This window comes from Flavobacterium nitrogenifigens (genome assembly GCF_003254565.1).
GTDB classification, from domain to species: Bacteria; Bacteroidota; Bacteroidia; order Flavobacteriales; family Flavobacteriaceae; genus Flavobacterium; species Flavobacterium nitrogenifigens.
Window position 1 is genome coordinate 89,853 of sequence record NZ_QJRI01000164.1, and the last position, 14,648, is coordinate 104,500.

The following is a 14,648-nucleotide window of genomic DNA, read 5'->3' on the forward strand; positions in this document are numbered from 1 at the left end:
AAATGAATATAATTGACGAAATTGGCATCTTAGCCATATCAACCCGTTTGCAGCGTCTGAGTGAGCAATTACGCAAGGACGGAGCACAGATTTACAGTTATTTTAATATTGATTTTGAACCAAAATGGTTTCCTGTGATTTACACTCTTCATGTAAAAGAAATGTTGAGTGTCGTTGAAATTGCAAATGAAATTGGCTATAGTCATCCGTCGACCATCAGTTTATTGAAAGAATTGGAGAAAGAAAAAATTATCAGTTCTAAAAAAGACAAACAAGATGAACGTAAGAGACTCATCATCTTAACAGCAAAAGGGAAAGAACTGGTTTCTAAAATGCAACCTGTTTGGAGCATTATGACAATAACACTGAACGAAATTACTAATACGCAAAACAATCTTCTAAGAGCAATTGAAGAAGCAGAACAGAATCTAACTCGTCAAGGTTTTTTACAAAGAGCTATTGAAATAAAAAGCAAAGGCTAATCTTTGCCTGCAATTTTTTTTCTGTGGTTGTGCCCCCATTTTGCAAGAGAATCGATGACTTCCTTTAAGGTATGTCCGTATTCTGTTAATTGATACTCAACCGTAACAGGTTGTGTATTAAGAACAGTTCTCGTTACCAATTGATTTTCTTCAAGGTTTTTTAATTCCCTGCTCAGCATTTTTCCAGAAATGCCTTCAACTTCTCGCAATAAGTCAGTAAATCTCAATGTATTGAAGCATAATGATGCTATAATAGAAATTTTCCATCTTCCGTTTAAAATATACATGGCGTCATGCACTGCCATAATATGCTGATTGCACGATTTTTTATCGTGTATGGGTTCTTTTATCATGCGTTGTTAGTAAGTTACCTCAATGTTACAGTTACTTTTGGTAATCAGATGACAAAAATACACTTAAAGTTTTTACATTTGAATACAATTTTAATCAATTAAAAAAGATGGCCTTAATAGATGCATTAAAGTGGCGTTACGCTACAAAAAAAATGAACGGACAAGCTGTTCCGCAAGAAAAAGTAGATTATATTCTTGAAGCTGCAAAACTAGCTCCTTCTTCTTCTGGTTTGCAACCTTATAAAATCTTTGTTATTACAAACCAAGAACTTAAAGAAAAACTAAGAGCAGTAAGTTTTGATCAAAGTCAGGTTACAGATGCTTCTCACGTTTTGGTTTGGGCTGCTTGGGACGGTTACAGCTTAGAGAAAATTTCTGCTGTATTTGACAAAACTATTGCAGAAAGAGGAATTCCTGCTGATGCAATGGACGAGTACAAACAAAGACTTTGGGGAATGTACGAGCCTCTTGGTCAAGAATGGCACGCTCATCATGCTGCAAAACAAGCTTATATTTCGTTTGGTATCGCAATCGCGGCTGCGGCTGAACAGCAAGTAGACGCAACTCCAATGGAAGGTTTTATTCCTGCTGAAGTAGATAAACTTTTAGGTTTAAACGAACTTGGCCTAAATAGTGTTTTAGTTCTACCTCTTGGTTATAGAGATGATGCTAACGACTGGTTGGTAAACTTGAAAAAAGTGAGAACTGCTCAAGAAGAATTTATAACAGAAATCAAGTAAAAAATTAATTTTTGCTTAAATAAAAAATGCTTTTGAGAGGCGCGCAAACGCTTTTCAGAAGCATTTTTCAGTTTAATCATTTCATTTTCAAACCAAAACAAAATTCAGCTGAAAGAACAAAAAATTGATTTTATCAGACCTATGTTATTTTTTAATTATTGTATAAAAAAGGTACGCATTACGGATAATTAAATAATATTGTATCCCTAATTTTGCTTTTATCCAAAACAATTCAATCTTATTTACAACAACTAAAATTCTAACATTATGTCTGATTTTTTAACTCAATTTGGGGAAGACCTAAAAAAGAACGTCCCAGGTTTCATCGCAGTTTCTGTAGCTGAAATTGCAAGCGGCATGTCATACTATTCTCAATCTGTAGTGGCAGATTTTGACCCTGAATTAGCGTCGGCTTATAATCTGGAAGTGGTAAAAGCAAAAATGAATGCTATTAAAGCTTTAGGTTTAAAAGAACAGGTAATTGATAACATTATGATTACGTTAAGTTCTCAAATGCACATCATCGATGTATCTGACAATCAGGAGTATTTTATTTACCTGGCTGTAGATTCTACAAAAGCTAATTTAGGCATGACAAAATCTATCCTTAATAAGTACAAAAAAGAAATCGTAGCTAAATTATAACACAATTTTTACCCTTCGTAAAAAGGAATATTCATGAACGAATATTCCTTTTTATTTTTTCAGCCATACCTTTAACTATGTCGCTCCACTGGAGCTTTACATCCTTTATGTTATTTCTTTCTATAAATATTGAGCTCCGCTGGAGCTCTGCTCATGGCTAAAAATCTTGGAGAAATGAAATGTTTTTTTGAAAAAAATATTATCGTTGCATAAGAGCTCCAACGGAGCTTCATGTTGTCAAAAAAAATCGATAATTTCGGAAGAGCCTCAGAGAGGCGAAATATTTGTAGAAAAACGACCACAGACATATAAGGAGCCCCAGCGGGGGCGAAATATATTGACACAAACAATTCCTATTTAAAAAATCACGAAAAACCTTTTTTATTTTTTATACAAATTGTTATTCGTTTCTTTTAAAATATTCTATATTTCGAAACGTAAATATGAATTTGTATTAATGGAGTTACGCGCCTATTTTGAAAAATATTCTGATGAAGCAACTTGCATTGAAGAGCTCAAAAACAAGCGTTTAGAAAACGGAATTTTGTGCAGGAAATGCGGACATAATGTGCATTCTTTCCGTCAGAATGATTTAAAATTTCAGTGTCGCAAATGTGGCAACCGCATAAGTCTTCGCTCAGGAACAGTAATGGAAAACTCCAATCTTCCTATTCGATACTGGATGATCTGCATTGAATTGATGACGCTTTCGCATAGAAAATTATCTATTCTGAAAATTCAATATTTATTAGGACATAAAAGATACGAACCCATCTGGCTTATGGTTCAGAAAATTCGCTTGGTCATGAAAATCCGAGACGAAAAATATAGATTAAGAGCCTATTCTGAATTTGACCCAGAATTTCTTCAAAAAATTGATAAACTAGCGATAAAGAAAAAGGCTAAAGAATGATGAATTGTGAATTGTGAATTGTGAGTTGTGAAATACAAGATTTTAATAAAATGCCACAGATTATAGGATTAAAATGATTTTTTAAAATCTGTGTTAATCTTGTAATCTGTGGCTTTATAATTCTATTTTGTGATTGCTTTGGAAAATTCACAATTAACAATTCACAATTCACAATTAGTATTATTTTTTCTTGTTCTTCTTTGCTTTAGATCTTTTTGCTTTGTTTTTAGCGATCTTTTTAGCTTTGGCTTTTTCTTTAGCTTTTTTCGCTTTCGCTTTCTTTTTAGCTTTCGCTTTTAATTTTGCTTTTTTAGCCTTCTCTTTCTTCTTGTCTTTTGCCTTTTCTTTTTTCTTAGCAGCTACTTTTTTCTTTTTCTCTTTTTTCTCTTTTTCTTTGTCTTTCATCTTTTTATTTTTTTTAGATTTTGGCTGGTCTCCGTTTTCTTCTGATTCTGCCTCAGACACCGTTCCTTCAACTTCAGTTTCTATTGTTATTTCTTCAGTTGCCGTTTCTTTTTCAGCTGTTTTTTTTGGAGCCCTTTTAGGTTTTGGTTTTGATATTTCAACAGTCGATTCTGTTTCTGAAACCGTAGTCTCTTGCTGTTCGTTTTCTTCGTTTGAGATAACTGGAACAACTTCTACTTCCTGATCGATTTCATTGGCAAGTACTTCTTTTGTCATTATTCTGTTAATTTTAAGAAATTGATTAAATTTATTTTTAATTAAACTAATTTTTAATGTTATTAAATCATTAAATTAACATCAAAAAATAATAAACAAAGATAGATTGAAAAACCTATTCGCCAATGTTAAGTTTTTCATTGCAAGAAAAAACCACATATAATATACTAAAAAACAACAACTTACCCAATGTTAAGTTTTTTATCATACTTTTTATAGAATTACAAAGTCTCTTATAAGCTTTCTATAAGAGTGCATTTTGTTTAATTTCACTTTAAAATTTGATAAAATGATCCACGATTTAAAATATCAATCCATTAAACCCAACAAAAATCTCACAGATTTTGTAGATAGTTTTTGGTGTATGGAGAACAAATCTGATCAAACTTTAGAAACAATCGGTCTTCCAGATGGACGAATCGATTTATCGCTCATAAAAACTCCTGAAACTTCTTTTCAAATTAGGCTTTTAGGTTTAGGCACTCAGCAATATGAAAAAGGAAAAATTCCGGCCAACAGCTTGACATTCGTAATCAGTTTTAAACTTCTTGCTGCGGAATATATTTTTCATGAAAGCATTGCAGATCTTTTAAATTCAGGAAAAATACTGAACTTAGATTTTTGGAATTTCAATGAAAATGACTTAGAAAATTTTGAATTGTTCTGCGAAAAAGCTTCTGCCAAAATTCATTCCTTATTATTAAAGGAAGTAGACAGCAGAAAACAAAAGCTGTTCAAACTTATCTATGAAACGAAAGGAAACCTGACAGTAAAAGAATTATCGGAAAAAGCAAATTGGAGCAGCCGCCAAATCAACAGGTATTTTAATCAGTATTTCGGAATTTCATTAAAGGAATATTGCTCCATACTTCGATTTCGAGCTTCTTTGGAACATATAGCAAAAGGCAAACTTTTTCCAGAAGAGAATTTTTCAGATCAGACCCATTTTATTAAAGAGGTTAAGAAAATTTCGGGTTCACTTCCGAAAGAACTTTTTCAAAACAAAAACGACCGATTTATACTATTATCGGCTCTCTCCTCTCAATAATTTTGTGACATAGATTTTAAATACAAAACTATGTTGCTAGAAAATAAGCAAGTTGCCATTATTGGCGGCGGAATGGGCGGTTTAATGTTAGCCCGTCTTTTACAATTACAAAATAGTATTGTAAAGGTTTATGAAAGAGACCTCAACTCAGATGTTCGCGTGCAGGGATCCCCATTAGATTTGCATGAAGATTCTGGTTTGATAGCCATGAAACAAGCTGACTTATTAAATGAATTTTATAAAAATGTCAGACCAAAAGCCAGCAAAGCCCGAATTGTGAATCAGAATTTTGAATTGAAATTTGATGAACATTCCATTATAAAAGAGTCTTCACAAACAAATTCAGAAAACAACCTGGATTCACTTCAAGACATTTCAAAACCTCGTCCAGAAATAGATCGTTCTGTTCTTCGAAATATTTTATTAAACTCTCTTTCTCCTGATTCCATTGTTTGGGACAGCCAGTTTATTTCTATGGAAAAAGAAAATGATGGCTGGCGCGTGCATTTTAAGAACGGAACTACTGTTTATGCAGATTTGGTAATTGCTGCATACGGCGCAAATTCAAAAGTGCGCTCTTATATAAGCTCAGAAAAACCCATTTACTCTGGAATTACTATGATTGAAGGTACAATTTATAATGCCAAAGAAAACGCTCCCACTCTTTTTGAGTTTTCTAAAGGTGGAAAAGTTCTTGCTTTCGGGAAAGAGCAGACGATTATGTATGGCACAAAAGGAGATGGTTCGCTGATGTTTTTACTCAGCAGTAAAATTCCCGAAAGTTGGATTGCAGAAAACAATCTTGATTTTAGAAATAATGAGCAAATTTTTAAATGGTTTAAAGAAGTTTATCAAGATTGGTGTTCTGAATGGGATGAGTTCTTTAAAAGCACCGAATTGTATTTTATTCTGCGTCCACAATATTATTTTCCGTTTAACCAATCTTGGGAAACACTGGAAAATTTGACTATGATTGGCGACGCAGCGCATAGAATGCCACCTTTTGCTGGAAAAGGCGCTAATCTGGCTTTACTAGATGCTGTTGAATTGGCAGACTGTTTAACCAACAATCAATTTTCTGATATAAAAACGGCTATTTCTTATTTTGAAAAACGAATGCTGCAAAGAGCGGCAATTGCCTTAGAAAACACTTTGAAAAACGGAGAACAGCTGCATTCTGAAAACGCTTTAGAAAAATTACTCACAATATTTGGGCAAACATCTTAATCTTAATTTATTTTATTCCAATTACTTATATTTTTTATCTAAATTTACAAATACCCAAAAAGCATTTTTCTGCGCCAATATAAGTTTCACCAAATAAATTTATACCATGAGGCATTTCCTATTCTTATTCTTTTTTGCAAGTTTTACATACTCTGCTTTTGGACAAAAAATAACAGATTCTGTTCCGAAAAAAGAAAAGAAAATTGAACTGCGAGTAATGCCGTATTTGAGTTATAATCGAAACCTTGATTTTATGTTTGGCGCAATTCCGATGGCAATGTATAAAGTAAATCATGCCGATACTATTTCTCCTAAATCATTGTCTGGCATGACAGCAATTTACACAACCAACAAATCTTATATCTTGGCTCTCTTTAACAGATGGTATTTGAATGAAGATAAATGGCGAGTGAAGTTCTTCTTTCTTACCGGAAATCAGAATTCGCAGTTTTATGTTGACGATATTGATCAGCCTGATTTCTACGATTACGGAACCAAAACAACTGTATTAAGTTTTGGAGGCCAACGCAAAATTGTTGGAAAATTTTATGGTGGTTTGTCATATACCTATGCGCATTATAATACGGTTTATGAAGATAACATTTCTCCTTCCTCTGTATCGCATAGTAATGCTCTAGTTGTAAATTTACTCTATGACACAAGAGATGCGGTCTATTATCCGACAAAAGGATACAAAATTAAACTGGACTGGTCTACCTATCCTGATTTTTTAGATAACGAATTAGCCTCTAATCGAATATCCTTTCAGGCCAATAGATATATTCCCACTAGAGATAATAAAGATGTTATTGCAGCTCGTGTTTTTGGGAAATTTGGTCTTGGAAATGTGGCATTTGAACAACAGAGTACTATTGGTGGAACAGATATTCGCGGTTATTCTGAAGGAAAATATAGAGGTGCTGGATTAATGGATATTCAAGGCGAATACCGATACAACTTTGGAAAGAAAATGGGATTGGTTGGCTTTTTTGGTATCGCAACCATTTATGGTTCTGATACTCCAAGCTTTGACTGGAAAATGTACCCTGGAGGCGGCGTTGGCTATCGATACAATCCGTTTAAAAAGTCAAAATTCAATGTTGGTCTAGACGGTGCAGTTGGTAAAGGAGATTGGGGAGTTTATTTTAGAATTGGCGAAGCTTTTTAATTTCAAAAAACATATGAAAAGGACTGTCTCTAAAAAGATGGTCTTTCTTTTTTTAATTTCCGTAGCATCCGTTTAAGAGCTTTTTTTAAGACTTCAAAAACTGAATTTCTTTCTTAAATATTTTATTTTACTCCTATCTTTTCAAAAAAATGAAGCCAATTCATTTTTCAAGCAAACGCTTCCTCACGTTACTGTAGTGCACTTTATTGTTCCAAAATCTATTTTTTGTGTTTCATTTTATAATCTGCAACATACAAAAAAAAATTTCATGGCTATCTTTCTTTAAATTTGAGTAACCCCAAATATATTCAAAATCTTAACTACGATTAATGCTAAAAATCAATTTATTAATTTAAGGTAGTTATAAATTTACTGTGCTGCCTTTTCATTCCTGATTGCTTATGGCACAATTTTATTTTTCTTGGAGAATTTGCACTTTATCAAAAAAATTGGCTTTTGTTGCCTTGTTGATTTTTCTTTCAATTTTTCAAACCAATGCACAAAACTGTTCTGTAAATGCGGGAGTACTTAATGTTACTATTTGCGAAACCGACGCGTTGGTTTTAACTGGAAACAATCCTTCTCCAATTACTGGCACAGTCAAATGGACACAAATTTCGGGTCCAGCAGTGACTATTAATTCGCCAACAAGCACAAGCACAACCGTTTCAGGCTATACTGGAGGCAATACTTATATTTTCAGATATAGTGCAACCTGCAGTGACGGTATCGTATCTTATCAGGATAAAGTGGTTAATGTTAAGCCTATAACCATGGCCAACGCTGGTGCCAATATTACAAGCTGCCCTAATAACAATGGAACATTAGCTATTATTGCAAACACTCCGCAAAATACTGGAGAAACGGGATATTGGGAAATTGTAGGCGCAAATAATGCTGGGGTTGTAATTAATTTTCCAAATTTAGCTACCTCAACAATTAGCCTCCCTGCAACAAGCTGTGGTGTTACGACACTTCAATGGGTTATTGAAGGACCTGAGTATGCCCCTGGACAGCGCTGTAGAACCACTTCTCAGATAACGGTAACTAATTATGGCGGAGTAAAACCTGTTTCGGCAGGTCCAGATCAGACTTTAAGCAATTGCTATACCACCACGCAAGCAACCAATTTAAATGCCACTTATGGCGGATGCGGACTTAACGGACAAAACGGACAATGGACATTTGTAAGTGGTCCTAATACACCTGTTATAAGCAACCCAAACGCTAATAATACAGGGGTTTCAAATTTGGTTGAGGGAACCTACACATTTAGATGGACTGTTTCTGGCGCTTGTGCTTCTGGAAATGATACCGTCGTAATTACTGTACCACCAGCAACTCAGGATGTAACACAGCTGCCTGGAGGAGACGAAAACATATTCTTCTGCGACAACACTATAAATCAGGTTACTCTGATTGCACAGACTCCTCTATATGCCGGCGAAACTGTAGCTTGGTCACAAGTCTCTGGTGATAGTGGCGCTGTAATTGTTTCGCCAACAAACCCCACTACATTAGTAACCAATATTTTTCAGGGAGGAGATCCATACCGTTTCCGTTACACCCTTACAAATAATAATACGGGTTGTATTTTTACCAAAGATTACATCGTACAATATAATGGCCCAACTCGAACAATTCTGGCAAACAATGGAAATGACATAGTTGGAAGCTGTAATGCAACTGTTTTTACAATTCCGCTTACTGTAACAGGAACAGGTTCTAACCAATATCGCATTGTTAGTGGGCCTCCGCTTTCTCCTTTGGCTCCTTTTCCTACTGCCTTGACAGATGTTGGAAATTCGCTGACCTTAACACTTACTGCTCCAGGAGAATATACAGTCGAATTTGTTCGAAAACAGACTGGCGCATTAACTGTTGAATGCGATTATGGCTTTGACACTCTGGGTATTTTGGTTTCTGGAGACCCTACTCCATCTAATGCGGGAACCGATGTCAGTCTTCCATGCGGAGATACCACTACTGTTCTTTCAGGTGTTACCACAGATGACGGCCTACATTTTTGGAGTCAGCTTAGCGGTCCTAATACCGCAACAATCGCTGATAATTTTGCTGTCGATACATCAGTTAGCAATCTTATTTCAGGTACTTATGTTTTTCAATACATCACAAAAGGTGGCGGTGCTACGTGCGGATTTTCTGTAGCTACAGTTACTGTTTATGTCTCAGACAGCACAATTAACAATGTCGACGCAGGAACAGATCAGGTAGTCTGTGCAAGTTCTCAAGTACCCCTACAAGCTGTTCCGCCTGCAAATGGTGAAATGGGAACCTGGAGTCAGGTTTCAGGCCCCGATACAATTACATTTTCAGATGTGAATAATCCGAATGCCATTGCATCTGGTTTTGCGACAGCGAATGCTTCTTACGAATTGCAATGGACAGTTTCTTATTCGCACCCTGGTCCATCCTGTGGTGCAGCAGTTTCTGACACCGTAACTATTAGTACAAATAATAATCAAGCCCCTACAACATCAGATGCAGGGCCAAATGCCTGCTATACTTCTGGCACAACCACTTTTAACCTTAGCGGAAATAGTCCAGCATTTGGGGAATATGGAATTTGGTCAGTGCAGCCCTCAGCTGGAGTTGTCTTTAATGACGTAGAAGATCCCAATACGATGGTAACCGTTCCAGGAAACGGAACTTATGTTTTTACATGGTCCATTAGTTCGAGACTAAGAGCCTGTATTCCTAGCCAAAGCAGTGTATCTGTAACAGTTGCAGAAACTCCTCCAGTTGCTTCAGCTGGTCCTGACCAAGAAATTTGCGGTAATACAATTACTATGGCTGCTACACAAAGCGGTGGATCAATAGGTACATGGTCAAGAATTTCAGGTGTTGGAAATTATACTATAAGTGACATACATGATCCAAATGCTGTTTTTACCTTTTCTTACAGTGGATATTACATATTCAGATGGACAGTTGATGCTGGGATCTGCGGCCAGGCATTTGATGATATTAATCTAACTATCGGTCTTCCGCCTCATCAGGCTAATGCAGGACCAGATCAAAACATTTGCAACAACAGTACTGTAACCATGGCAGGAAGCTCCTATGACAGCTTTTTTGAGCTTGGACAATGGTCTGTACTTACGGGTTCTCCTAATCAGCCTACAATTGTAGACCCTTCTAATCCGAATACTGCAATTAATGGACTTATAGCAGGGACATATACTTTCAGATGGACTATAACGGCAAAAAGTATCTTTTTATGTCAGGGCACTTTTGATGATGTAGTCGTTGTAGTTGATCCTGCTGCAAATGCAGGAATTGACCAAACTCATTGTGACGTTACCAGTGTTCAGTTAGTTGCCAATGAAAATTCAACAGGAATATGGTCACTAACCAGTACAACAGGAAATCCTAATGATGTTATAATAACACAATCACCTTCAAATAGTTATATTGCTAATGCAACGGTAGTCCCTGGCAATGATTATGTTTTTACATTTACTACCAATAGCACTACATTTCCAAATGGCGGTACATGTACTGGAACTTCAGATTCTGTAAATGTCACTATTTTTAATGGCGCCAGTATTGACCCAGACGCGGGGCCAGACCAAACCTTATGTATTAGTGATGTTGGCGGAGTTGCCACAATGAGCGGTAATACCCCTCCTCCTGATGTTACTTCGTTTGAGTGGCGATTTGTTTATCAGCCTGCAGGTAGTGTAGCCGTTATTGATACGCCTTCTGCACCATTAACTACGGTTTCAAATTTAACCATTCCCGGACTTTATATTTTAGAATGGGTATTCAAAAGCAACGATTGCCGCTCTCTTTCTGATATAGTAAGGATAGAAATGAATGCCCCTCCAAGTTCTGCCAATGCAGGCCCTGATGATAATGTGGCCTGTCAGACTACTTATAAAACTGCTGCGGTTCCTCCTACAGTGGGTATAGGAACTTGGACATTTTCTTCTCAGCCTCCTGGCGGAAATGCAGTAATTGACAACCCGAACAGTCCTGTTACCACTTTATCAAATATTAATGTTTTAGGCACTTACGTTTTAACATGGACAGTTAGCAATGGTCCATTTACAAATCCTTCTTTATGTCAGCCTACTTCAGATGATGTGTCTATCACTTTTAATGATGTTCCTCCATCTATAGCCAATGCGGGCCCTGATCAAGAACTCTGTGATGTAAATACTGCTACCATGAATGCTGCCCCAGTGACATCAGGAGTGGGAGAATGGACTATGGTTTCTGGTCCAAATACAGCTGGAATAGGATCTCCAAACAGTGAAAATTCTCTAATGCTTGGTCTAGTACCGGGTACTTATGAATTTAAATGGACAGTCACTACAGCCGCTTCAACTAGTTGCATATCTGAAGATACTGTCTTGGTGACCATATATGACCAACCTTCAACTGCCAATGCAGGGCCTGATCAAATTAGACCTCAATTTTCTGCTATTAATATGAATGCGGTTGTTCCAACAATAGGAACTGGAAGCTGGATTCAAACCGCAGGTCCTAGTACAATAGGTTTTACTGATCCTACCAGTCCTACAACTGCTGTAACTGGAACAATTCCTGGCATTTATACACTTCAGTGGAATGTAACAAATGGAAATTGCGCCGTTTCATCAGATTCAATGAATCTTACAATTCGTGCCGTAGCCGATCTTGAATTAACTAAAACTGTAACGCCAACAACTGGCAGTGCTGGCGATGTGGTTACTTTTAACATAAATGTATTTAATAATAATGCATTGGGAGGATCTTCTACTGCTACCAATGTTGCCATACGCGACTTTATTCCACTTGGTTTTGCTCTTGTTGCTGGATCTGTTACTTCAGCAGGAGTTTATAATGTTGGAGACAATACAATTACTTGGAGCGGTATAACAATTCCAAGCGGAAGCATTTTAAATTTATCATTCAAAGCCACCATATTGCCTACAGGAGGATCTTATGTCAATACAGCAGAGGTTATCGCATCTGACCAATTTGATCCTGATAGTACGCCAAACAATCAAAATCCTGCAGAAGATGATCAGGATAGCGCTACAGTAGTTCTAGATGTAGCCGATTTATCTCTTCGTAAAACGGTTTCTCCTAATACTGTAAGCATAAACGACAATGTTATTTTTACAATTTCTGTAACGAACAGCGGACCAAATAACGCGAGCGGAATAACGGTTTCAGACAAACTGCCTCCAGGATATACTTATGTGAGTGATAATGGGGCTGGAAAATATAATAGCCTTACAGGAATATGGGATGTTGGAAATTTGAATAATGGAAACACACTTTCCTTACAGATTACCGCTAAAGTAAATGTCGTAACATCAATGAATGATTATTTTAATACGGCAGAAATTCAGACAGCACATCAGTTCGACCCAGATAGCACACCAGGAAACGGACTGCCCGAAGATGATATATCTACAGCTTATGTTTCTCTAAAACAAGCTGATTTGGAACTTACAAAATCTGTAACACCAACTTCAGCAGCAGCAGGCGAACAGGTTACTTTCACGATTAATGTGCTTAACAATGGCCCAGGAAATGCAACAGGAGTCGGCGTAAAAGATGTTATCCCTGTAGGTTATACACTTATTCCGGGATCAGTGTCTGCTGGAGGCACCTATCAAGTTGCTACTGCTACACTTGAATGGAGAAATCTAGTATTGCCTGCAAACTCAAATATTGATCTTACTTTTAATGCTTTTGTTAATCCTTTGGGAAGCTATCAGAATGTCGCTCAAGTTATAACCAGCGATTTACCAGACCCTGACAGTGTCCCTAATAACAATATTGCTTCTGAAGATGATCAAGATGATGCAGAAATCACTTTTATCGGCCCTTCTGCCGACTTATCTTTAGTCAAAGATGTAGTTACAGGCAATACAAGTCCAGTCGTTGGAAGCCAAGTTTCGTTTGAACTTAAAATAACAAATGACGGCCCAAATAATGCAACTGGAGTACAAGTAGCCGATTTGTTGCCTTCTGGTTTTCAATACGTAAACTACAGTTCTTCTGCCGGAACGTACGACAATACTACTGGAATTTGGAATGTTGGTACAGTTGATGTTGGTGTTACAGAATCACTTATTATCGATGCAAAAGTATTGCCAGCAGGAGATTACAAAAATATAGCGCAAGTTTCGGCAAGCAACCTTCCTGATCCAGACAGTACGCCTAATAATGACGATGGCGATCAGAGCGAAGATGATGAAGATAATGTGGTTTTAACTCCTATACCTCCAGCAGCAGATTTATCATTAACAAAAACAGTAAGCAATGCTACCCCTCTTGTTGGTTCTCTAGTAACGTTTACTATTATCACTACAAACAGTGGCCCTCAAGATGCTGCTCAAGTTCAAGTAACTGATTTACTGCCTTCTGGTTATACTTTTGCTACTTTTAGTGCAACAAGCGGAACATATGACAGTACAACTGGTCTTTGGACACTTGATATATTAGAAAGCAGTGAGTCTGAAACATTACAGATAAATGCTATAGTTAATCCAACAGGAGATTACACGAATATTGCAGAAGTTACCAATAGTGACACTCCAGATCCTGACTCCACACCAAATAATGGAGTGCCAACAGAAGATGATTATGGAACAGCAACCACTACTCCAATTCCGCAGTCTTCAGATTTATCTTTAGTTAAAACTGTAAATAACGCTACCCCACTAGTAGGCTCAGTGGTTACTTTTGAAGTTGTGGTAACCAATAATGGTCCACAAGATAACTTTGGCGTGCAGGTAACAGACGTACTTCCGTCTGGCTATACATTTACAGGATCTACCATTTCTACAGGAACTTACAATCCTGTCACAGGAGTATGGACTGTAGGTAATTTAGTGAATGGAGATTCGGAAACACTTCAAATTGTCGCAAAAGTAAGCCCAAGCGGTGTCTATACTAATACAGCCGAAGTGACCGCAGCTAATCTTCCTGATCCAGATTCGACACCAAATAATGGGATAACAACAGAAGATGATTACGGAGAAGTTACAACTATACCAGTTCCAACATCAGCAGATTTATCAATCACTAAAACAGTTAACAATATTGCTCCTCTTGTAGGTTCACAGATAACTTTCAATATTGAAGTCACAAACTCTGGCCCACAGGAAGCAAATGCTGTAGCTATTACTGATTTATTGCCTTCTGGATATACTTATGTATCGTACAATGCAACAACCGGAAGCTATGATTCATTAACAGGAGTTTGGACAGTAGGAAACATGCCTGTTTCAGATTCTTATACTTTACAAATAACAGCCACAGTAAATGCTTCAGGCAATTATACTAATAGCGCCGAAGTAACAGCAAGCAGCCAGCCTGATCCAGATTCTACTCCAAACAATGGGGTTACAACAGAAGACGATTAT

General features: G+C 36.8%; 9 protein-coding genes and 1 pseudogene. 8 read left to right on the plus strand and 2 right to left on the minus strand.

Annotated elements, in window-relative coordinates; genetic code table 11:
- Positions 1–2 precede the first annotated feature (2 nt).
- Positions 3–482, plus strand: coding sequence for a MarR family winged helix-turn-helix transcriptional regulator (locus DM397_RS04865; protein ID WP_111376462.1), 480 nt, complete (start codon positions 3–5; stop codon positions 480–482).
- On the opposite strand, the gene DM397_RS04870 is transcribed toward DM397_RS04865, so the two are convergent.
- Entirely contained in the window at positions 479–835 is a 357-nt protein-coding gene (locus DM397_RS04870) for a winged helix-turn-helix transcriptional regulator (RefSeq protein ID WP_239457798.1), read from the minus strand. The genes DM397_RS04865 and DM397_RS04870 overlap by 4 nt on opposite strands.
- A 107-nt stretch (positions 836–942) precedes the next feature.
- On the opposite strand from DM397_RS04870, the gene DM397_RS04875 reads away from it, so the two are divergent.
- The 3 genes and pseudogenes from DM397_RS04875 to DM397_RS04885 all read left to right on the plus strand — a co-directional run.
- Entirely contained in the window at positions 943–1,575 is a 633-nt protein-coding gene (locus DM397_RS04875; RefSeq protein WP_111376463.1) for a nitroreductase family protein, read from the plus strand.
- 267 nt (positions 1,576–1,842) lie between these two features.
- Positions 1,843–2,220: a hypothetical protein gene (locus tag DM397_RS04880; protein WP_111376464.1), complete on the plus strand. Its 378-nt coding sequence runs from the start codon at positions 1,843–1,845 to the stop codon at positions 2,218–2,220.
- Between the two features lie 457 nt (positions 2,221–2,677).
- Positions 2,678–3,130 (plus strand): annotated as a pseudogene (locus tag DM397_RS04885) (transposase); the annotation flags it as partial.
- Positions 3,131–3,313: 183 nt separating this feature from the next.
- Here DM397_RS04885 and DM397_RS23890 read toward each other — a convergent pair.
- A complete protein-coding gene (locus DM397_RS23890) occupies positions 3,314–3,814 on the minus strand; it encodes a hypothetical protein (RefSeq protein ID WP_185957076.1) in 501 nt (166 codons plus the stop codon).
- 289 nt (positions 3,815–4,103) lie between these two features.
- Between DM397_RS23890 and DM397_RS04900 the strand changes: the two genes are divergently transcribed.
- The 4 genes from DM397_RS04900 to DM397_RS04915 form a co-directional block, all read left to right on the plus strand.
- Complete coding sequence (locus tag DM397_RS04900) at positions 4,104–4,862, plus strand: helix-turn-helix transcriptional regulator (protein ID WP_111376466.1); 759 nt, start codon at positions 4,104–4,106, stop codon at positions 4,860–4,862.
- A gap of 30 nt (positions 4,863–4,892) precedes the next feature.
- Positions 4,893–6,089, plus strand: coding sequence for an FAD-dependent oxidoreductase (locus tag DM397_RS04905; RefSeq protein WP_111376467.1), 1,197 nt, complete (start codon positions 4,893–4,895; stop codon positions 6,087–6,089).
- A gap of 106 nt (positions 6,090–6,195) precedes the next feature.
- A complete protein-coding gene (locus DM397_RS04910) occupies positions 6,196–7,257 on the plus strand; it encodes a BamA/TamA family outer membrane protein (RefSeq protein ID WP_111376468.1) in 1,062 nt (353 codons plus the stop codon).
- Between the two features lie 449 nt (positions 7,258–7,706).
- Positions 7,707–14,648, plus strand: a 6,942-nt coding sequence (locus DM397_RS04915) for a DUF11 domain-containing protein (protein WP_239457799.1), incomplete at its 3' end; no start/stop codon positions are given.